Consider the following 20,952-nt stretch of genomic DNA (forward strand, 5'->3'; position numbering starts at 1 on the left):
AGCTCCTTTTATTTGAATAGATGAATTAAATACTGTAGTAACTTTGCACCATACACCCACAGCACAGAGTAGCCGATAATAGAAAAGGGTTTTGCCAAAAGGATGATGGTCGTAAATCGTCGTAAGCTCATCTTAGTCAAGCCTGTTATCATCACCATAATATCAGCTGGTGAGACAGGAGAGACCATACAGAAGATAAAGAACCATTCATACGTTTTACTCTCTAACTTCTTCTCGTACTTGTTGAACTCACTTTCTTTAACAAATAACAAAATGAAAGCTTTGCCATATTTCTTAACCAAGAGAAATAGCAAAATGCTACCGATGACAATACCTGTATAGTTGTAAATAAAGCCCCATATTGGACCAAAAACCAAGACACCTGCTACTGTCGTGACCCCACCTGGAATGATTGGAATAACGATTTGAACGATTTGAATGAGAATAAAAATAACAGGAGCAAGTAATTTGTACTGTAAGACCCAATCTTTGAACGCATTGCTATCATTGAGGATCCCTTGCTTAAAGAGCCAGATAACCATGACTGCTGATCCTACCAGAGCTAAAATACCTAAAATCTGGAAAAATTGCTGTAATCGTTTATACATGGATTCTATCATACCAAAATCCTTTTTATTTTGCTATTTTTTACTGTTTATGTTACAATGTTGTAAGCAACATAATTTTCGGGGTCGTTACGGATTCGACAGGCATTATGAGGCATGTTCTGCAACTCGTGTGGCGACGTTAACGCTCAGTTAAATATAACTGCAAAAAATAACACTTCTTACGCTCTCGCAGCTTAATAACCTGCAAGCGTGACTGACGGCTGTTTGCTTACGGCAACCTGAGGTCTTAATCTAGTAAGCTGGTTGACAAGAGAGGTTTCGTGCTTGTCAACGAGATTTAGAAACTCGCTAGTCGCAGGCCTGAGTGGTGTGTCGGCGATTAGTTAAAGCAAAACACCACCTATGGTTGTAGACGAATATGTTAGCAGGTGTTTGGACGTGGGTTCGACTCCCACCGGCTCCATAATAAGTTCTTAAAATTTTTTTAAAATAGCTAAAGACGTTGTTAAAGCAGCGTCTTTAGTTTTTCCCTTGCTAATTTGCAATATTTTAAAATGTCATCTATCACGGTTTAACAGTCGGTTCTGTCAGTTCGACTGTTTCGTGCTTAATAACAGATGTCTCTAAATACCTTGTCTAACATCATATAGAGTGGGGCTTAATCGGGTTATCGTCAAAGCTATAAAAGCTGATGACATCAACTCATTAGGGAATAGAGATGATCTGCAACTCACGTTTTACAACTGTCAAGGCTCAGGCACTTTGGAGCGTTCAGCTATGTCTTACTTAGTGAATAATAATAAAAAGGAAAGAACTAATTTAGTTCTCTCCAAATTTTAGCGTTTCGCTAATTTATTTAAGGGCAATAATAATTTAAAATCTTATTTCGCACTTAAAGCTGCCATGGTGATGTAGTTGTATGGCTTATTGAAATGTGGCAAGAAGAGAATATCAAGAAGAGCCAACTTGTCGATGGTTACTTGCTCTTGGATAGCTAGTGAGAACATGTGCATACCCATAGAGATGTCTTCTTTAGAAGCTATTTGTGCACCTAAGATAATACGAGTATCAGCATCGTAAACGATACGGATTTTCACATCATGGTTATCGTGTTCCATGAATTCTGGTTTTTGCAAATCTTCAAAGTCAGTTGCAACAGCATTGAATCCGAAGCGTTTAGCTTTTTCAAGTGTCAAACCAGTTGATACCATCTTGAGATCAAAGATAGAGATACCGTTAGATCCTTGAACACCAGCTGTTTCAAGCTCAGTACCACAAGCATTATGTGCTGCAACAATAGCTGTACGGACTGCGTTTGATGCCAAAGCAATATAGTTTGTATCTTGCAATGAGTTGTCATAAACAGTTGCACAGTCACCAATGGCATAAACATCAGGGATGTTGGTTTCACCTTTTTTGTTAACCACAAAGGCACCGTTACGGAAGAGTTCAATCTTACCATCTCCAAGGGCAGTGTTTGGACGGAAACCAACAGCCAAGATAACCATATCAACATCGAAAGTTTCTTTGTCAGTCACCAAACGCTCAACTTTGCCATCGCCTTCCACGGCTTGTACAGTTTGACCAAATGCCAACTTGATACCATTTTCTTCAAGGTTTTTGTTCATCAAATCAGTGAATTCTGAATCGTAGTAACCACCGAGTGATGTTTCAGCAATATCAACCAAGATAACTTCTTTATCAAGGCGTTTGAAGGCTTCAGCCAACTCAACACCGATGTAACCTGCACCAACAACAGCTACACGTTTGATGTCTGGGTTGTTGAGTTTTTCGATAACCTCAGCAGAGTTTTGGTAAAGTTTTACGAATTGCAAGTTTTCCAAAGTTGCTTTGAACTCACGTGAACCTTCTTGGATTTCAGCACCTTTGATTGGAGGCAAGATTGGTTGTGAACCTGTCGCAAGGATCAACTTGTTATAGCTCTCAACATGTTTTTCACCGTTGACAATAGCATGCACTTCTTTTTTATCGTAGTCGATGAACTCAACAGGTGACTCCATGTAAACTTTAGCGCCTTTTGATTCAAGCGTTTCTTTATCTGAGTAGAACAAACCTTCTGGACCTGAGATTTGTTTACCAATCCAAAGCGCCATACCACATCCCAAGAATGAGATGTTGTTGTTTTGGTCGAAAACAACTACTTCGTTTTGATCGCCATAGTTGTTCAAGATAGTGTTAATAGCTGATGTACCGGCGTGGTTAGCACCGACAACAACGATTTTAGCCATGTGTAAATTCCTCTTTCTCATTTTATGTAATCATTTACAATAACTATTATAGCATACTTCACAAAGAGTTTCAAGTTTTTTCTCTGAAAGCCCTTAAATTAACAAAAATCAAGATTTTTATCCAAGTTTTTGTGAAATTTGTAACTTTCTGGAATCATAAATCAATCAAATACTACTAAAGAAGGTTTTAGCTCATATTGTTTTCTTGTTGGATTTATCTGGAATGACCTAACAGTAATAAGAAAAAATAGCATCATAAGACCGGCGTGTCTCACTGGTCTTATGATGACTATTATCATTTTGATTTGATATAATTGACACCGCCTGCTTTTGGTCCAACGGCTTTACCAAAGAAAGCAGCAAGAACGATAATTGTCAAGAGATACGGAGCCATCTGCAAATAGACCGTCGGAACTTTTGACAAGAATGATATTTGCCCGCCAATAACTGCTAAACTTTGTGATAAACCAAAGAACAAACTAGAGAGCATCGCCCCAATTGGATTCCAACGACCAAAGATCATGGCTGCTAGCGCAATGAACCCAGGACCCAGTATGGTTGTTACGGCAAAGTTAACAGAGACAGATTGTGCATACAAGGCACCGCCCATACCACCAAGGAAGCCTGAAATCATGATGCCTAGATACTTCATCAAATAAACGTTAATCCCTAAGGTATCTGCTGCTTGTGGGTGTTCCCCTACTGAACGTAATCTCAATCCAAATCGCGTCTTATAAAGGATATACCAAGCCACGAAAGCAAAAGCAACCGTTAGATAGCCTGCAAGGCTAGTGTTTTTGAAGAAAATATCTCCAATCACTGGCAAATCTGCTAGTACTGGAAAATTAAATTTACCAAAAGCATGTCTAATGTTATCTGTCTGACCTTTGCCATAGAAAACTTTAGTCAAGAAAACGGCTAAGGCTGGTGCCATTAGATTTAAGACAGTCCCTGAAACCACATGGTCAGCACGGAAATTAACCGTAGCAACCGCGTGGATTAGTGAGAATGCTAGTCCTGCAACTCCTGCCATTAAGAGGGCAATCCAAGGGGTCGCTTTCCCCAAATTCTCCGCCATTTCAAGATTAAAGACAATACCTGTAAAGGCACCGATAACCATGATTCCTTCAAGACCAACATTGACAACGCCTGAGCGCTCGGAGAAGACGCCACCAATGGACGTTAAAATGAGAGGCGCCGCATAAACCAGCATTGACGGAACTAAAATTGCAAACATATTCATCTTATTTCCCTCCTTTTACTGCTTTTTTAGGCTTGATGTAACGCTCAATCACATAGTGAGCTCCGACAAAGAAAATGATAGAAGCTGTCACAATTTTAACTACTTCCGGTGGAATGCCTGCAATATTCATACCAGGAGAGCCGACACTCAAAGTACCGAACAAGAAAGCTGCAAAAATACTGCCGATTGGGTTGTTACCTGCCAGAAGACTGACAGCCATACCATCAAATCCGATGGCCAATGAACTTGATTGAACAAAGACGTTTTCAAAAGTGCCTAGACCTTCAACAACACCAGCTAATCCCGCCAAAGCACCTGAGATAATCATTGAGAGAATGATGGTTCGTTTGGAGGAAATACCTGCATACTCACTGGCATAGGGGTTAAGTCCCACTGAGCGAATCTCAAAACCAACGGTTGTCTTGTTGAGCAAATACCAAATAATCGCCACCGCAATCAAGGCAAGGAAAATGCCTAAGTTAGCACGAGAATTATTGGTGAAACTTGACAGCCACCCTAAGCGGTAAGTCGCATTAGCAGAAACAGCAACGGTTGAATCAATGGATTTTTTAAGCGGCTCTGCCATCAATTGTTGAATAGCATAGTTCCCAAAATAAAGGATAATGTAGTTCATCATGATGGTAACGATAACTTCACTTGTGCCGAGAAATGCCCGCAAGATACCAGGGATAGCCCCTGCAATGCCCCCAGCTATCATACCAATCACAACGGTTAAGAAAATCATCAGCGGTCGTGGCAAGTCTGGGAAAGCTAAAGCAAACCAGCCTGCCGCCAACCAGCCCGCAAAGGCTTGACCAGACAGACCGATATTAAAGAAGCCTGCTCGGCTAGCTACTGTAAAGCCAAGTGCCACTAAAATCAGAGGCGCCATCGCACGAACAATTTCACCGATATTCTTCAAGCTACCAAATGCTGTCTGGAACAGCCCTTCATAACCCCAGATAGGATCATAGCCAAAGAGCAGCATAATCAGAGCCCCTAAAATCAGACCCATCAGTACCGAAATCAGAGGTACAGCAATCTGTTGCGTTTTTTTAGACATTGTTTGCCTCCTTTTCAATACGACCACCTGCCATCAAAATACCCAATTCTTGCTTGTTGGTGTCTTCTGGCAAGACAATACCTTGAATCTGACCATCATGGATAACTGCAATTCTGTCAGATAGGTTAAGGATTTCATCCAGTTCAAAACTCACCACCAAAACAGCCTTGCCTTTGTCACGTTCTTCAATGAGACGACGGTGAATATACTCAATCGCACCAACATCAAGTCCACGAGTGGGTTGGCTAACAATCAGCAAATCAGGGTTTCTATCCACTTCACGAGCGATAATGGCTTTTTGCTGGTTACCACCTGAAAAACCTTTAGCAGGCACCAATTCATTTGCTCCACGGACATCGAACTCAGCCATTAGCTTTCTAGCGTACTCATTCATTTTATTGTAGTTAAGGACACCATTTTTGCTAAGCGGTTCTTTGTAGTAAGTTTGCAAAGCGGTGTTTTCAGCTAATGTCATTTGAAGAATCAATCCGTCACGATGACGGTCCTCAGGAACATGACCAACACTGAGCTCTGTGATTTGGCGGGTCGTCATTTTTGAGACTTCTTGCCCTTTTATCGTAATACTACCTGATTTAATCTTACGAAGACCTGTGATAGCTTGGATCAACTCACTCTGTCCATTACCATCAATCCCTGCAATACCAACAATCTCTCCAGCTCGTACATCCAGAGACAAGTTCTTTACAGCAGGGACACCACGATTTTCATTGACAACTAAATCCTTGATAGACAAGACAACGTCCTTAGGCTGTGCTGCTTGTTTTTCAGTTTTAAATGAAACTGAGCGTCCGACCATCATTTCAGCTAAATCTTGTGCAGAAGCCCCGGCCACATCAACTGTTTGAATGGATTTACCACGACGAATAACCGTCACGCAGTCTGCAACCGCGCGGATCTCATCAAGCTTATGGGTAATCAAAATGATCGACTTGCCTTCCTTGACCAGATTTTTCATGATAACCATCAATTCTTGAATCTCAGCGGGAGTCAGAACTGCTGTTGGCTCATCAAAAATGAGCATGTCAGCACCACGATAGAGGGTTTTCAAAATCTCTACACGTTGTTGTGCTCCAACAGAAATATCTGCAACTTTGGCTTCTGGATCAACAGCCAAGCCATACTTTTCTGACAAAGCTTTAATTTCCTTATGAGCTTGTTTCAAATCAAGCACACCGTTTTTAACAACTTCATTGCCTAAGATAATATTTTCAGCAACCGTAAAAGCTTCAATAAGCATAAAGTGCTGGTGAACCATCCCGATACCTAGGTGAGCTGATTTAGAAGGTGAATCGATGACAACAGGCTGGCCGTTAATCACAATCTCACCACTAGTCGGTTGTAAGAGACCAGCTAGCATGTTCATGAGCGTTGACTTACCAGCACCGTTCTCACCCAATAAGGCATGAATTTCGCCTTTTTTGACTTGAAGATTGATGCGATCGTTTGCAACAAAATCACCAAATTTCTTGGTAATTTCACGCATATCAATGACAGGTTGTGCCATATCGTTTTCCTTTCATCCAAACATTATAATTCAGTAAAACCTATCAAAACGATGATAGGTTTTGCTGAAGCATAAGGCTTCAGTTTTGGAAAAAGCGACCGACTCTAGTCAGGTCGCCTTTCTCTTATATTATTTTTCAGGAACAGTAACTTTACCTGAGATAATCGCTTCTTTTGCTTCTTCTACAGCTTTTTTCGCGTCATCATCTAGGCTAGTTGTTGCCAATTCTACACCAGCATCTTTCAAACCGTAAACAGTAACAACACCACCTGGGAATTTACCGTCTTGTGTTTGAGTTGCAATCAATTGAACAGCTTTACCAACTTCTTTGATGGTTGATGCTAAAACAAAGTTAGATTCTTTACCATCTTTAGATGTGTATTTACCTTCCTCTGCTTGGTCACGGTCAACACCGATAACCCAAACTTTTTCAGCTTCATTTTTTGTTTCGTTGATTGCTTTCGCTTCAGAGAAGACACCTGCACCAGTACCACCAGCAGCTTGGAAAATCACATCAGCACCTGCAGCGTATTGAGCTGCAGCGATGGTTTTACCTTTAGCTGAATCGCTAAATGAACCAGCATATTGAACGTCAACTTTGATTGATGGGTCAACTGAGGCAACACCTGCTAAGAAACCTTTTTCAAAGCGAGTGATAACGACACCTTCCATACCACCGACAAAACCGATTTTCTTAGTTTTAGTTGCTTTTGCAGCAGCAACACCTGCTAAATAAGAAGCTTCGTGGTCAGCAAAGGTTACGCTAGCAACGTTATCCAAACCTTCAATAACATTATCAACAATGATAAAGTTTGTGTCGGTATTGTTTTTAGCTGTTGTTTCAACAGCTTCTGTCAATAGGAAGCCGATACCTGCAACAAGATTGTAGCCGTTTGATACCGCTGTATCAAAGTTAGTCACATATTCTGATTCATTGTTAGAGCTGAAATAGTGGTAACCATTTCCTTTAGACAAACCATTTTCAGCACCCCAAGCTTGCAAACCTTCCCAAGCTGATTGGTTAAATGATTTATCATCTATACCACCAGTATCTGTAACGATAGCAACCTTCAAATCAGTCTTAGCTTCAGTACCTGATGCAGCTTCTTTAGAAGCACCACGGTTGCCACAAGCAGCCAAACCAAGAACAGCAACTGCTGTCAAACCAACACCGATATATTTCTTGTTCATTTGAATGAACCCTCCTAATTTTTTTGGCAACAAAATGTTGCAAGTTAAATGGCTTTGCCTCAAAGAGGCGGTTTTCACAAACTAGGTCAAGTCTGTGAAAGAGTATGGAAGTAATTCCCTGACCGTCATCTCGACCGTCTGACCGTCTTTAGCGATCAATGTAATTTTTGCATCCTGTGGAAAAAATTCTGCCATGACTTGGCGACAAGCGCCACAAGGCGATACAGGTTGATCTGTCTGACCATAAACGGCTAGTTCAATCAGGTCGCGATGCCCATCGGAAACGGCTTTGAAAATAGCTGTTCTCTCACCACAATTAGTCAGACCAAAACTGGCATTTTCAATATTGCACCCTGTGTAAACCTGTCCATCTGCGGTTTTCACGGCTGCACCAATGGGAAAATGTGAATAAGGAACGTAGGCGTTTTGGCTGGCTTCAATGGCTAATTCAATCAGATTAGTAGCCACCATTGACCTCCTGTCCTTGGACAATGGCTACGCCAGACGACGTTCCAATACGGGTTGCCCCAGCTTTGATAAAGGCTTCGGCATCTGCTAAACTACGAGCACCGCCCGCTGCCTTAACTCCTACATCTGGACCAACAGTCTGACGCATCAAAGCGACATCTTCCAAGGTCGCACCGCCAGTTGAAAAACCGGTTGACGTCTTAACGAAATCCGCCCCAGCACGAACACTCGCCTCACAAGCGGCGACTTTTTCTTCGTCTGTCAGCAGGCAGGCTTCGATGATGACTTTAACGATTTTGTCACCACTCGCCTCAACAACAGCTCGAATATCGTCTTCAACTAACTGCCAGTTGCCGTCTTTGGCAGCACCGATATTGATAACCATGTCAATCTCGTCTGCGCCATTCTCGATAGCGTTCGTTGTTTCAAATGCTTTGACAGCACTGGTTGTCGCTCCCAGAGGAAATCCGACAACGGTACACACTTTTACAGTTGTTTCATTCAGCTTTTCCGAACAATAACTCACCCAAGTCGGATTGACACAGACGCTAGCAAACTGATGTTGAATAGCCTCTGCAATCAGTTGGTCGATTTGGTCTTTGCGACTGTCTGCTTTAAGCAGGGTATGGTCGATGTAAGTATTGATTGTCATTTAATCTCCTCCTTTATCTGATAATGGTGATGATTTCTTTAGGGACAATTTTCTCTTCACCTATTGTAACATTTTTTTGGAAATTTGTAAGCCCTTTTGAATCAATTTTTTCATTGGAATAGATTTTGGCGATAACTTCCCCTTCTTTAACCGAGTCACCCACCTTTTTATCGAACACTATGCCTGTTTCAAAGTCCAATGAATCGGTTTTTACAGCGCGTCCTGCACCTAGCCGCATAGCATATAGGCCAAATTCTAAAGCTGGAAGAGCAGTAATGTAACCTGTTTTTTTAGCATAAACCTCTGTAACATAGGCTGCTGTGCTCGGACGGAACAGGTCATCAAGGTCTCCGCCTTGAGCAAGAATCATCTGCTTGAATTTGTCCAAAGCTCTGCCATTGACCAAATGCTCTCTAATCTCATCAAGAGACTTGGTAACGCCTGCTAAATCAAGCATGAGCTGAGCCAGTTCGCAGATAAAATGTGTGATGTCCTCGCGCCCCTGTCCCTGCATGATGTCAAGAGCTTCCAATACCTCTAAGCGGTTGCCAATAGCGCGTCCAAGTGGCTGACTCATGTCTGTGATGACCGCAATCGTCTGGCGGTTAACAGCTTTTCCGAGGTCAACCATGGTACGAGAGAGCTGTTTGGCATCCTCAATGGTCTTCATGAAAGCCCCGTCTCCAACAGTCACATCAAGCAGAATAGCATCTGAGCCCGCAGCAATTTTTTTACTCATGACCGAGCTTGCGATTAAAGGAATAATATCCACAGTCGCTGTCACATCGCGCAGGGCATAGAGGAGCTTGTCTGCTCGCACCAACTGATCAGATTGACCGATGACTGCGATATTGATGTCCTGAACCTGCTTGATAAATTCTTCCTCGCTACGCTCAATCTGAAATCCTTTGATAGATTCCAGCTTGTCCAGAGTACCACCTGTATGCCCTAGACCTCGACCGCTCATTTTTGCCACAGGTACTTCAAAACTAGCAACGAGGGGAGCTAGGATCAAGGTCACCTTATCTCCGACACCACCTGTTGAGTGCTTATCAGTCTTTATCCCTGGGATGGCTGAGAGGTCAATCTGCTGACCAGTGCCTACCATGGCCATGGTCAAGTCACTGGTTTCCCTCGTGGTCATGCCTCTAAAATAGATTGCCATAGCCAAAGCTGACATCTGATAATCTGGCACATCACCTTTGGCATAGCCATCAATTAACCAATAAATTTCTTCTGTTGACAGCTCCTTGCCGTCTCGTTTTTTCTGGATTAAGTCAACTGTTCTCATAGTAACTCCTTAGAATATAGTAGCCCTTATCCTTTTTCAAAATCTCACAATTCTCAAAAACCTCTGCCATCTTCGTTTTGGCACTCGGTGCGCCTTGTTTCTTTTGAATCACAATAGTCAAATGCCCACCTGTTTTCAGATAAGTTGGCGCCTGCTCGATAATGGCATGAACAACCTGTTTTCCTGCTCGAATGGGTGGGTTGCTGATAATGGCATCAAACTGTCCCTCCACCTGAGCGTAGAGATCTGACTGGTAAATCGTCGCAATCACACCGTTTCTCTCAGCATTTTTCTGGGCAAGCCCAATCGCTCTGCTATTGACATCAATCATAGTAGGCACCACACCTTGTGTTTTTGCCAGAGCAATGCCAAGAGGTCCATAGCCACAGCCAACATCAAGCAAGGTCTGACCTGAAGTCACATCATCTAAGCAACTCAGCAATACCTGACTACCGTAGTCAATCATTTTTTTCGAGAAAACCCCTGCATCAGTATAAAATTGAAACGTTTCACCTAGCAAGGTCACGCTTAAATCATGAATGTCATGAGCAGCATCTGGATTTTCCGCATAATACATCTGTGTTATCGTTATCACCTACTTTCATCCCAGAAAGTAATTATAACATTTTTTGAAAATGTTTTCAACACCTATCTGATACTAGTAAATAAAAACCATATCCCCTCAGATAAACGTATAAGAGTGTTGTCACCACATTTGCTACTAGAACTAAATATAAGAGATCTTCTAATGGTTCACTATTCGTTGTATATTTAACCTTGCAAACATTCTAAAATAGAAAAATCCTGCAGTATTTTTCTATTTTAGAATGTTCTATTGACGCAATCTATTCCAATTCTCGTTCACCGCTTAACCTCATGTCATTAAAAACACCCTAGAGCTTAGATTTGTTATCTGATGCTCTAAGGTGCTATTTAAAAGAATCACCGGTTGTAAATTAGAAGTATGGATTTGAACTAATTATTAAATTGATAAAACTTAATTGTTCTACTCATGCAACTCTAGTGGCAAGCCATCTGGATCAAAAAAGAAGGTCATGGCTTTCCCTGTGTAGTCATCATAACGAATGGGTTCACAAGCAATCCCTAGCTTGGTTAATTCTGCTACTGTTGTTTTAACGTCTGGAACATAAAAGGCTAGGTGTCTAAGACCGCAGGCCTCTCGGTCGTACTCTGGTCTGCCTATCCGCTTGGGCGGTGCAACGTAGGCAGCATCGCTCAGCTTATTGCCAAAAATCTCTAGCTCAATAGTCCCGCAACGTAAATCTAATTTATAATCATGGCGTTCTGGACGATGGTTCTCACGAATCACTTCAAAACCCAGCTTGTTAACATAAAAATCACGGGACCGATCATAGTCTGAGACGATAATCGCCACATGATGAATGGCTGATAAGTCAAGTGTCATCTCTTTCTCCTTACTAAGAACCCCTCGCATTTGCGAGGGGGATTGTCTTAAAAAATACGCTGGTTGTACTTCATTTCAAAGGCTTTAAGGACTTCCGTTGGTGCTTTTGCAAATTCTACAGACTCTTGGAAAGTGCCGTGGACGATAATCCGATTCGTCGCATCAAAGTCTGTACAAGTCACCAAGGTCACCTCCGTTTGACCAGGACGGTCATCAATGACCTCAACGTGTTCAGGTGATACGACCTTGACCTCAGAAATGACATAGGTATAGATTTTCTCCTTGTCAGTCAAGTAGATTTTCATACCGTTTTGAGCATTGTCCAGCGGTGAAAAGAGCATTTTAGAAGCTCCTTCAATACCGAAGATATGGTGGCTAGCGAGTGCATAGTTACGCTCTCCCATCACCTGATCAGGCTTCATGGTGCCTGCACCATAAGCAATCTCGGTATTCCCAACCCCTTTAAAAATCGGTAGATTAATTTCCAACTCAGGAATAGCAATGCCTCCGATAACAGGTAAGTTTTGAGCATTCATCTGGGCTGCTAGAACAGCTTCCGTACTGAGCGACTGTACAGCAGCAAAGTCAAAGCTAGCTTCCGCTTCTTTGTTGGCCTCAATTTCTTCCTTAGTGACTTGTGTCACCTGATATTTATTACTATTTTGCCCTATGATAAAATTGCGGATAGACTTGTTAAAAATCAAAGCCAAACCAACAATAACTAGAAGAAACAAGAATAGATTGTAGAGGAAACGTCCTAGTCTTTTTGAATGTTTGGTTTTACGAGTTTTCGTCATGTTCTGCCTCATTTTCTTCATTTATTTCCTCAGGCTTGACCAAAGCAAAGGTGACAATTTTTGCTTCCTCATCTAGTCTCATAACCTTAACCCCTTGGGTTGAGCGACCGGTTTGAGAAATATCTGCCACGCGTGTTCGGATAATAACCCCTGTATCAGTGATAATCATGATGTCCTCATCTCCTGATACGGTTACTAAACCTGCCAAGGCCCCGTTTTTGCTGGTGATGTTAGCAGTTTTAATACCTTTACCTCCACGGTTCTTGGTTGGGTATTCGGTCGCTGAGGTCCGTTTACCAAAGCCTTTTTCGGTGATAATCAAGACTTCCTGATCATCATTGATTTGGGCTGCGCCGACGACACGGTCACCTTCTCTTAAAGTTACACCTTTAACCCCGGTCGCGACACGGCTCATGCTTCGGATGGTTTCTTCGTTGAAACGAACAGAATAACCCGTCTGAGTCCCGATAATGATGTCGTCTTGACCCGATGTCAACAGGACGTTAATCAACTCATCTTCGTCCCTCAGATTGAGTGCTCTTAGTCCATTTTGACGGATGTTGCCAAATTCAGATAGGCTAGTCCGCTTAATCACTCCTTGACGGGTCGTGAAGAAGAGGTGCTTATCCTTGAAGTCATCAGTTTTGACATTGATAATGGTCTGAATCGTTTCCCCCTCATCTAACTTGAGCAGGTTGACGACAGGAAGACCCTTGGCAGTCCGACCGTATTCTGGAATTTCATAGCCCTTCAGACGATATACCCTTCCTTTATTCGTAAAGAAGAGCATGGCGTCGTGGGTGCTGGTAGACACTAGCTCACGAACAAAGTCATCATCATTGACACCAGTTCCTTGCACCCCACGACCACCTCGTTTCTGAGCACGAAATTCATCTTGCGCCAAGCGTTTGATATAACCCTTGTTGGACAGAGTAATCAAGACATCTTCTTCTTCGATTAAATCTTCATCTTCAATAGACAATACTTCACCGACCATAAGTTCCGTGCGGCGGGCATCGTCATACTTGCGCTTAATCTCATCCATCTCATCCTTAATGATGGTCACTACCCGCTCTGGTTTAGCCAGAATATCAGCCAAATCAGCAATCAAGGCAATTAACTCATCATATTCGGACTGAATCTTGTCACGTTCCAAGCCCGTCAAACGACGCAGACGCATATCCAAGATAGCTTGACTCTGACGCTCTGACAGGTCAAACTTAGCCATCAATTCTGCCTGAGCTTGGGCATCTGTCTCACTATTTCGGATAATCCGAATGACTTCATCAATGTGATCAAGGGCAATCAAAAGACCGGCTAAGATATGCGCCTTACTTTCTGCCTTGTCTTTATCAAATTGGGTGCGACGAACAATGACTTCCTTCTGGTGAGCGATGTAATTATCCAAAATCGCCCTCAGGGAGAGGATTTTTGGAATGCCATTTTCAATGGCCAGCATGTTAAAACTAAAATTAGTTTGAAGCTGCGTCAGCTTGAAGAGGTTGTTGAGGATAACACTAACTGAGGCATCACGCTTAACTTCAATCACCATCCGTACCCCTTCACGACTGGACTCATCCCGAACAGCGGTGATGCCTTCTATTCGCTTCTCCTGAGCAAGCTTAACAATATGCTCAAGGACCTTACTTTTGTTGACCATGTAAGGGAATTCTGTCACCACGATGCGTTCTCGACCAGACTTGGTGGTTTCGATTTCAGTTCGTGACCTCAGAACAATCGACCCTTTACCTGTATCGTAAGCGCGGTGAATGCCTGATTTCCCCATAACCAGAGCCCCTGTAGGGAAGTCTGGTCCAGGCAAAACCTCCATCAATTCACGCGTCGTCACCTCTGGCTTGTCCATCACCAACTTGACTGCCTCGATGGTTTCACCGAGGTTATGAGGGGGGATATTGGTTGCCATACCAACGGCAATCCCTGTCGCTCCATTCACCAAGAGGTTAGGGAAGCGAGCAGGAAGCACCAAGGGCTCTTTCTCATTGCCATCGTAGTTGTCGGTAAAATCAACGGTGTTTTTGTTGATGTCACGGAGCATTTCAAGGGCAATCTTACTCATGCGAGCTTCGGTGTAACGCTGAGCAGCAGCCCCATCACCATCCATGGAGCCAAAGTTGCCGTGACCGTCAACCAGCATGTGGCGGTAGCTCCACCACTGAGCCATTCGCACCATGGCCTCATAGATAGAACTGTCCCCATGAGGGTGGTATTTACCCATGACATCACCCGTGATACGGGCGGATTTTTTGTGAGGCTTATCAGGCGTCACACCAAGTTCATTCATGCCATAGAGGATACGGCGATGAACAGGTTTAAGCCCATCTCGAACATCCGGAAGAGCCCGAGCCACGATGACACTCATGGCGTAGTCAATAAAACTCGTTTTCATTTCGCTGGTTAAATTGACCGTAACTAGGTTTTTATCTTGCATAACCATTCTCTTTCTTTGAGGTTAATCAATTACCATTATACCACAAATTAAGGAATTTAGCAGATTTATCGGCGATTAAACTTCTCAGTTAATTATTTTAAAGTCATTGATGGTTTTTAAGTGATTGATGACAGAACATCAGGGCTAAAAATATGGTTATAAGATTGGTTATAACTGCGTAGTTTATGCCATTGCTTGGAATGAGCAACTCTACATCAAGAAAGTTCATCTCAAAAAAGATATCATAAACATAAATAAGTGCAACAGATTCTAATAAAGCCCGAGAAGATAATTTTTTTCTTCTACTGAATTTTGTAATTCCTTCTATACTTTTTACAAAGTCAATAATAGCTTGAGTTGAAACTGTTGTTTTAGAATTCAAATCAGACAAGATGCAATTGTTATGGGCTGCAGCATTCCTTAAATTACGAACCAGATTCAAAACTTCCTTTGGAATATGAGAGATTATCTTTATTTATTTGATCCATTACCTTGTTTCCATATTTTTCTAGCATTTCTTCCAAAAATCTTGCTAATTCATCTATGTCTCTTATTTCAATAGTTGCATTTAACATCATTACGTCATCCTTCTTCCCAAAAATTTTGAATGGATCATCGAAAAAGACACAAAAAAAAGAGACACAAACATAACCTAACCGGAAAAGATCTCATTCAAGATGAAGCTGGAAATTTTTATGTTGTCGTTAAACGCGGTAAAGGAGGTAAACGGCAGGAACAATTAATCTTACCAAAAGATGTACCTACAGTTTTAGATACATTTAAAAATATTGACAATGAAGACCCCGTCTTTTCAGGTAGGAAATGAAAAATTTAATCAATTTTCATGGAATGCGTGCGCATCACGCAAGAGACTGTTGACCGTTCATACTTACCATTTCAGTCAGCAAGAGAGCACCAGGATACTAAGATGCAAAAATGGATGGGATTTTTCCTATCTGAGCATACATCAGCACTCTTTGATGACACAAACAAAATAACGTACATGTCAGATTTGTCACTGGAGAAGAAATTATTACTCCTCAGTCAAGTATACGCTGGGCAGCTACACACGCGCATTCATCTGATTGATAAAAACTTCCTACACTGGAACAATACCAAGTCTGAATAAGGATTTCATTTTGATAAAAACTACAACAGCCCACATCAATTTGAAATTGAAAGATATTTTGAGTATTGAACTTGTTGAGGAGGTGCTTTATGAATCAGCTTGAGTTTCAGCGTAATCACCTGCAAATGGACTATTATAGCGAGAGCTACCAAGATTTTGAACGTGACTTCTACCGTTACTCCAACATGAATATTCCATTGACCTTCCTGATCGATGATATCCTCAAAACAATGGCGACTTCACGTAAGAATTACTTTGTCCTAAATAAGGAGAAGGCAAGAGATAACCGTGATCACTTCTTCATTTTTGAGGTAAGAACCTTAGAAGAGAATCCACTAATCTACCAATATTCGTATAAGAAAACTACAACATATTTAACTTGATTAATTTCCAACATAAGCGGTATACCGACTAGGTCAACCTGACCTGTTCGGGCAAACTGTCCCCAAACTCTGCGAAGTCGTTGACCATCAACTTGAGTTTCAGATCAGCTTTTTCCCAAAAGAAAGGGCGAATCCGGAAAAGCAGAGAAATTAAAAAGTAGTGGCAATTCTAAATCGTGACCCGCAGCAACAAGGTGGCTCTAATCTTGCCAAAAAAAGCTGTAATGGTAAGTTTTCCCACCAGCCTCAGCATAGGCTTGGGCAAAGTCCAGGGCAGGTTGGTTAAAAATCTTCCGACTGAGCTTCTTGACCACTAGCTCAATGGCCTTGCGGCCCAGGCGTTTGTCGCTCAATCCCAAAATCTTAGGCTGGGTCGGCAAAAAGCTGGCCACTTCTCTGGTGTTACTGCCGATAAAGAGGGTCACCTCCTTGGCACGCGCCTCTAAACGATCAGGAATCTCAGCCAAACTAGGCAAAGGATAGACCCCATAGTGCGGGTCAAACTTCATAAAACGAGCCAGCCCCCTGACCTTGGTCGTCTCCTCAATCTCCACCTGCTTAGTCAACAGTTCAGACAGGGGAGCATCTAGCGGGAGTTCCAGCAACTTGTCCAGCATCTCTTGGAACATGGCAGAGCGGTCAGCTTGTGCAGCCCCGATTGGGTCACTCTGTATTATCGCTCTCTGAATAAGACCTTCTGTCCCATCTGCAAGCAGGATGGCTCGTACTGATTCTGCTCCAGCCGATTGGCCAAAGAGTGTCATTTGAGCAGGATTACCACCAAATTGAGCAATTTGTGCCTTAATCCACTTAATTGCTTCAATTTGGTCTAGCAAGCCAAGATTGGCCAAGTGACCAGCTTGGTCTCGCAAATATCCCAACCCCCCAAAACGGTAGCTGATATTAACCACGATGACCCGCTCTTGGGAAACCAATAAATCTGGAGTGTACTCACTACTCTCCCCACTCCCATTCGTAAATGCTCCTCCATGAATCCAAATCATGACAGGCAACTGGTCAGCCTCTGTCGTTCCGACCGGTCGGTAAATGGATAGGATTTGCGGGTGCTCAGTCTGCTCCTGACTGCTGTAATTTTGCTTGAAGTAGTATTCCTTGAAATAGATGTTTGGCTGGGCTGCAATTGGTGCCAGCTTGGTCGCATCAATCACGCCACCTTCATAAGAAAAGGGCTGAGGAATACCATAGTGCTGGGCATGGGCATATCGAAGCCCTGCAAACCGCTCAGTTACCCCGTCGCTACTACCGTGCACACGACCAAAAGTTGTCTCTTGAAATACACTTGCTCTCATTGTCTATAACCTCTTGTTTTTTTATCCAACTTAGTATAAACTATGAACCATAGTTTAATGTCAAGAGGTAAGATTATGACAATTAAAGAATTAGCAAAAGCAACAGGACTACCTATCTCCACCATCCGATATTACGAGCGAAGAGGACTTCTGCCTGAGCCTGAGCGTTTACCCAATAACTACCGTAATTACCCTGACCAAAGAGTCAAAACACTCCATCTCATTTTGTACTTTTCAGGCTTGGGCTTAACTCTTGAACAAATCAGGACAATATTGAGAAAAATAACTGAGAAGACCCTAACAAAAACACTGATTCTAGAGTTAATCAATGACCAAAAATCTCACAGTGAGAATCAGCTTAAACAACTCATATCCTTAAAACGTAGACTTAACGCTCTTGAATCACACGAACAACTTATTGATGAATTCGTATCCTTTGATTGGTTTGAACACAATTCATCTCATAAGCCTGTTAACAGTTGGATTGAACAGGTTAACAGTGGACAACTACATCCCGATATCGCTAGCTTATTAATCTAAAATGACTGAAAAATTAAATTTCTAATTAGTACAATTGCTATAACAAACAAAAGTATAAATTGTTTTATGTGGATTCACTAGCCTGGTCACCTGTTCTAGTGCCAAAGACTTTTTTTGAATTGTCCTATTTGGACAATCGAAGTTACTGTATGACTTTCAGAGTGCTCCTGGCTATGCTTAATAATAAAAACCTCCACGAACAATATGGAGGCTCGCTAATAAAAATTAAAACGATTCTTACCTTTATAAGATCGTGATGTCAAACTCTTTACGATTCATTTGATCAGGTTCAATCATTTCAACTTGACGTTTTTGATGGAAGTCATCACTTTCCTCAAGAGACGTCGAGAGACCACTCCAGGGTTCCAGGGCAATAAATGGACCTTTATTGGTTGTTGACCAAATGATAAGATTTGAAAAGTCAGCAAAATCCACTCTCAGACCCTTATGACTTGTTCTAGATTTGAGGCTGACACTACGAGAAATCAGTTGATCTAGCGTAATCGCATCATGACTAAATAAATCGTAATCTAAATCTAAAATCTTTTGTCCATTCAAAAATGGTGTTCGGTCGTTTACATCCAACAAACCAGTTTCTGGGAAGCTCCGTGGAACGGTACAGGTTTCATCAGTCTCGAACTCCAGATAATAATCTTCGTAAGCTTCACCATCAAGTAGAGGACAATTGAAACCAGGATGACCACCGATAAAATAAGGCAATTCCTTCTCTGTTTCATGGTTGATTACCTGATAAGTTGTCCTAAGCGTTTTTCCAATTAAGGTATAAGTAATCTTCAATTCAAACCGATAAGGGTATTGTGCCAACATCTCATCAGTTGCTTGAATACCAAATGTTACCTGATTCTCACTATGGTCTACTAATTCAAATTCACACTTACGAACAAGACCATGACGTGGCATAAAACCAACTTCATTATCGTCGTAAATAGCTTTGTCATTTCGCAAGCTGCCACAAATAGGAAAAAGAACTGGTGCTTGCCCACTCCAATAAGTGGCATCTCCCTGCCAAAGGTATTCGATACCGTCTTTATCTTTGATTGACGAAAGAGCTCCGCCAAAAGTTGAAAATTCAACCGTTAGCTCATCATTTTTTAATTGAATAACCATCATCTATCCTCCACGCAGAAGAGGGAGAGGCGTTAAGTGCGACCCTCCCATCAAAAATATCTCTTATAAAATTGTTAATGTCTCAGCTACTTCTTTGTACCAATAAGCCGATTTCTTAGGGTATCTTTCTTGAGTTTCAAAATCAACATAGAACAAACCATAACGTTTTTCGTAGCCGTTTGACCATGAGAAAACATCCATCAGAGACCAGATAAAGTAGCCTTTGACATTTGCACCGTCAGCAATCGCATCAGAAATCACTTCTAGGTGTTTTTTGACATAGTCAATCCGACCATCATCATAAACAGTACCATCGACAAATTCATCTTTATAACCCAAACCGTTTTCTGTAATATAGATTTTTTTATAGTTTGGATAATCTGTTTTGACACGCATGATTTGATCATACAACCCTTGTGGGTAAATAATCCAATCCCAGTCAGTTTTTGGAATATTGCCAGGTGCCTCACGACGTCCTATCCCCTTAATTTGGTATTTAGAACTGCCTTTTTCTCCCTTGCCATTATGAATGATTTCCGTCTCACCATCGAAAGCCCGCATCCAATCACTCATATAATAGTTAATTCCCAAGAAATCATTAAGAGCTTTGGCTGCTTCTAAGGCTGCAAAATCGTCATCACGGAGATCTAATTCCCCGCCATTTGTTGCTAAAATGTGACGAACACCAGTCATAGTTGCTTCAGAATAATGACCCAAATAGGTGGCATCAAGGATAAATTTATTATGGATAATATCCTCTAATTCCGCTGCACGAACGTCTTCTGGGTTTTCAGGATCATATGGGTATTTGGTCGGCAAAGCATGAACCACACCAATTTCACCAGTATAACCCTTATCTTTATAGAGTTTAACCGCACGCGCATGAGAAACCATCATGTTATGGTGAGATTGGAACACTTTAGCTAAATCGTACTGGATTCCAGGAGGGAATTTTCCAACCAAGTATTGCCCATCACCAATTGGACCAATTTCATTGAAGGTTGTCCAGTAATTAACTTCTGTGAATTCTTCAAAGCAAAAGGCTGCATAATTCACAAAGTGGTCAATATTGTCACGGTTCAAGAAGTCACCATTTGAATGTAGTGCTTCCGGGGTATCAAAATGGTGCAACGTGACAAATGGCTCCACCCCACGTTTATGGCATTCCTCAAAAAGATTGTGATAGTATGCAACACCTTTGGGATTGACCTCTCCAAATCCAGTTGGAAAAATGCGTGACCAAGCAATTGAAATCCGAATGCCATTAACACCAAATTCCTCTGCTAACTTCAAATCAACTGGATAACGGTTATAAAAATCACTAGCTGGCTCTGCAGTGTACCAGTAATTTTCTTCCAGGTATTTATCCCAAGCAACCGACCCCTTACCATCTGTTTTTGTTGCCCCTTCTGCTTGGTAAGCAGCTGTTGCGCCACCGAAAATAAAGTCTTTTGGCAATGTTTTTGTCATCATATTCCTCTTCTAAAACTAGTTCTTCTAAGCCAAAGAGAAGGCTTAGTTCCCCCAACCTTCCATGTT

General features: G+C 41.9%; 21 protein-coding genes, 1 other RNA gene and 1 pseudogene. 5 read left to right on the forward strand and 18 right to left on the reverse strand.

The genetic code is table 11. From position 1 onward, the window contains the following. Positions 1-8 precede the first annotated feature (8 nt). Positions 9-608, reverse strand: coding sequence for a TVP38/TMEM64 family protein (locus tag ACERC5_RS00170; protein WP_373659852.1), 600 nt, complete (start codon positions 606-608; stop codon positions 9-11). 80 nt (positions 609-688) lie between these two features. Between ACERC5_RS00170 and ssrA the strand changes: the two genes are divergently transcribed. Beyond that, positions 689-1,035: a transfer-messenger RNA gene (gene ssrA, locus ACERC5_RS00175) on the forward strand. A gap of 415 nt (positions 1,036-1,450) precedes the next feature. Here ssrA and nox read toward each other — a convergent pair. The 14 genes from nox to ACERC5_RS00245 all read right to left on the reverse strand — a co-directional run bounded on the left by nox (position 1,451) and on the right by ACERC5_RS00245 (position 15,501). Continuing rightward, the gene (nox, locus tag ACERC5_RS00180; RefSeq protein WP_373659854.1) at positions 1,451-2,818 is read right to left on the reverse strand and encodes a H2O-forming NADH oxidase; all 1,368 of its coding nucleotides are present in this window, start codon (positions 2,816-2,818) and stop codon (positions 1,451-1,453) included. Positions 2,819-3,113: 295 nt separating this feature from the next. Then, positions 3,114-4,061: an ABC transporter permease gene (locus tag ACERC5_RS00185; protein WP_373658452.1), complete on the reverse strand. Its 948-nt coding sequence runs from the start codon at positions 4,059-4,061 to the stop codon at positions 3,114-3,116. A gap of 1 nt (position 4,062) precedes the next feature. Continuing rightward, complete coding sequence (locus tag ACERC5_RS00190) at positions 4,063-5,124, reverse strand: ABC transporter permease (protein ID WP_373659856.1); 1,062 nt, start codon at positions 5,122-5,124, stop codon at positions 4,063-4,065. Then, the gene (locus ACERC5_RS00195) at positions 5,117-6,649 is read right to left on the reverse strand and encodes an ABC transporter ATP-binding protein (RefSeq protein WP_373658454.1); all 1,533 of its coding nucleotides are present in this window, start codon (positions 6,647-6,649) and stop codon (positions 5,117-5,119) included. Before ACERC5_RS00195 ends, ACERC5_RS00190 begins: the two co-directional genes overlap by 8 nt. Before the next feature lie 129 nt (positions 6,650-6,778). Next, positions 6,779-7,840: a BMP family protein gene (locus ACERC5_RS00200; protein WP_373658455.1), complete on the reverse strand. Its 1,062-nt coding sequence runs from the start codon at positions 7,838-7,840 to the stop codon at positions 6,779-6,781. An 81-nt stretch (positions 7,841-7,921) separates the two neighbouring features. Further along, positions 7,922-8,311, reverse strand: a complete 390-nt coding sequence (locus ACERC5_RS00205) for a cytidine deaminase (RefSeq protein WP_373658456.1) — start codon at positions 8,309-8,311, stop codon at positions 7,922-7,924. Beyond that, positions 8,298-8,960, reverse strand: coding sequence for a deoxyribose-phosphate aldolase (deoC, locus tag ACERC5_RS00210; RefSeq protein WP_373658457.1), 663 nt, complete (start codon positions 8,958-8,960; stop codon positions 8,298-8,300). The genes ACERC5_RS00205 and deoC overlap by 14 nt, the downstream gene beginning before the upstream one ends. A gap of 13 nt (positions 8,961-8,973) precedes the next feature. Continuing rightward, a complete protein-coding gene (locus ACERC5_RS00215; RefSeq protein WP_373658458.1) occupies positions 8,974-10,251 on the reverse strand; it encodes a pyrimidine-nucleoside phosphorylase in 1,278 nt (425 codons plus the stop codon). After that, positions 10,238-10,837 (reverse strand): class I SAM-dependent methyltransferase, encoded by a 600-nt coding sequence (locus tag ACERC5_RS00220; protein ID WP_373658478.1) that lies wholly within the window; start codon positions 10,835-10,837, stop codon positions 10,238-10,240. Before ACERC5_RS00220 ends, ACERC5_RS00215 begins: the two co-directional genes overlap by 14 nt. A gap of 420 nt (positions 10,838-11,257) precedes the next feature. After that, on the reverse strand, positions 11,258-11,677 hold the full coding sequence (locus ACERC5_RS00225; protein ID WP_373658459.1) for a VOC family protein: 420 nt from the start codon (positions 11,675-11,677) through the stop codon (positions 11,258-11,260). A 47-nt stretch (positions 11,678-11,724) separates the two neighbouring features. Next, complete coding sequence (locus tag ACERC5_RS00230) at positions 11,725-12,474, reverse strand: class A sortase (RefSeq protein ID WP_373659857.1); 750 nt, start codon at positions 12,472-12,474, stop codon at positions 11,725-11,727. After that, a complete protein-coding gene (gene gyrA / locus ACERC5_RS00235; RefSeq protein ID WP_373659858.1) occupies positions 12,458-14,923 on the reverse strand; it encodes a DNA gyrase subunit A in 2,466 nt (821 codons plus the stop codon). Before gyrA ends, ACERC5_RS00230 begins: the two co-directional genes overlap by 17 nt. A 103-nt stretch (positions 14,924-15,026) precedes the next feature. Continuing rightward, on the reverse strand, positions 15,027-15,314 hold the full coding sequence (locus tag ACERC5_RS00240) for a hypothetical protein (protein WP_373659859.1): 288 nt from the start codon (positions 15,312-15,314) through the stop codon (positions 15,027-15,029). A 34-nt stretch (positions 15,315-15,348) separates the two neighbouring features. After that, entirely contained in the window at positions 15,349-15,501 is a 153-nt protein-coding gene (locus ACERC5_RS00245; RefSeq protein WP_373658463.1) for a hypothetical protein, read from the reverse strand. Positions 15,502-15,530: 29 nt separating this feature from the next. On the opposite strand from ACERC5_RS00245, the gene ACERC5_RS00250 reads away from it, so the two are divergent. From ACERC5_RS00250 to ACERC5_RS00260, 3 genes and pseudogenes are all read left to right on the forward strand, one after another. Then, complete coding sequence (locus ACERC5_RS00250; RefSeq protein ID WP_373659860.1) at positions 15,531-15,749, forward strand: hypothetical protein; 219 nt, start codon at positions 15,531-15,533, stop codon at positions 15,747-15,749. A gap of 102 nt (positions 15,750-15,851) precedes the next feature. Beyond that, a pseudogene (locus tag ACERC5_RS00255) lies at positions 15,852-16,155 on the forward strand (hypothetical protein). Beyond that, positions 16,142-16,435, forward strand: a complete 294-nt coding sequence (locus tag ACERC5_RS00260) for a DUF5960 family protein (RefSeq protein WP_373659861.1) — start codon at positions 16,142-16,144, stop codon at positions 16,433-16,435. Before ACERC5_RS00255 ends, ACERC5_RS00260 begins: the two are co-directional and overlap by 14 nt. A 200-nt stretch (positions 16,436-16,635) precedes the next feature. Here the strand turns inward: ACERC5_RS00260 and ACERC5_RS00265 are convergent, their stop codons facing one another. After that, entirely contained in the window at positions 16,636-17,745 is a 1,110-nt protein-coding gene (locus ACERC5_RS00265; RefSeq protein WP_373659862.1) for a carboxylesterase family protein, read from the reverse strand. A 75-nt stretch (positions 17,746-17,820) separates the two neighbouring features. Here ACERC5_RS00265 and ACERC5_RS00270 point away from each other — a divergent pair, with 75 nt between their 5' ends. Further along, positions 17,821-18,285 carry a MerR family transcriptional regulator gene (locus ACERC5_RS00270; protein WP_373659864.1) on the forward strand — a complete coding sequence of 155 codons (465 nt, stop codon included), beginning with the start codon at positions 17,821-17,823 and terminating at the stop codon, positions 18,283-18,285. A 243-nt stretch (positions 18,286-18,528) separates the two neighbouring features. Here the strand turns inward: ACERC5_RS00270 and ACERC5_RS00275 are convergent, their stop codons facing one another. Next, positions 18,529-19,413: an aldose 1-epimerase family protein gene (locus ACERC5_RS00275; protein ID WP_373659909.1), complete on the reverse strand. Its 885-nt coding sequence runs from the start codon at positions 19,411-19,413 to the stop codon at positions 18,529-18,531. Positions 19,414-19,476: 63 nt separating this feature from the next. Continuing rightward, positions 19,477-20,883 (reverse strand): 6-phospho-beta-galactosidase, encoded by a 1,407-nt coding sequence (lacG, locus tag ACERC5_RS00280; RefSeq protein WP_373658470.1) that lies wholly within the window; start codon positions 20,881-20,883, stop codon positions 19,477-19,479. Between the last annotated feature and the right edge of the window lie 69 nt (positions 20,884-20,952).

The sequence above is a fragment of the Streptococcus sp. E24BD genome (genome assembly GCF_041807825.1).
Classification (GTDB): Bacteria; Bacillota; Bacilli; order Lactobacillales; family Streptococcaceae; genus Streptococcus; species Streptococcus entericus.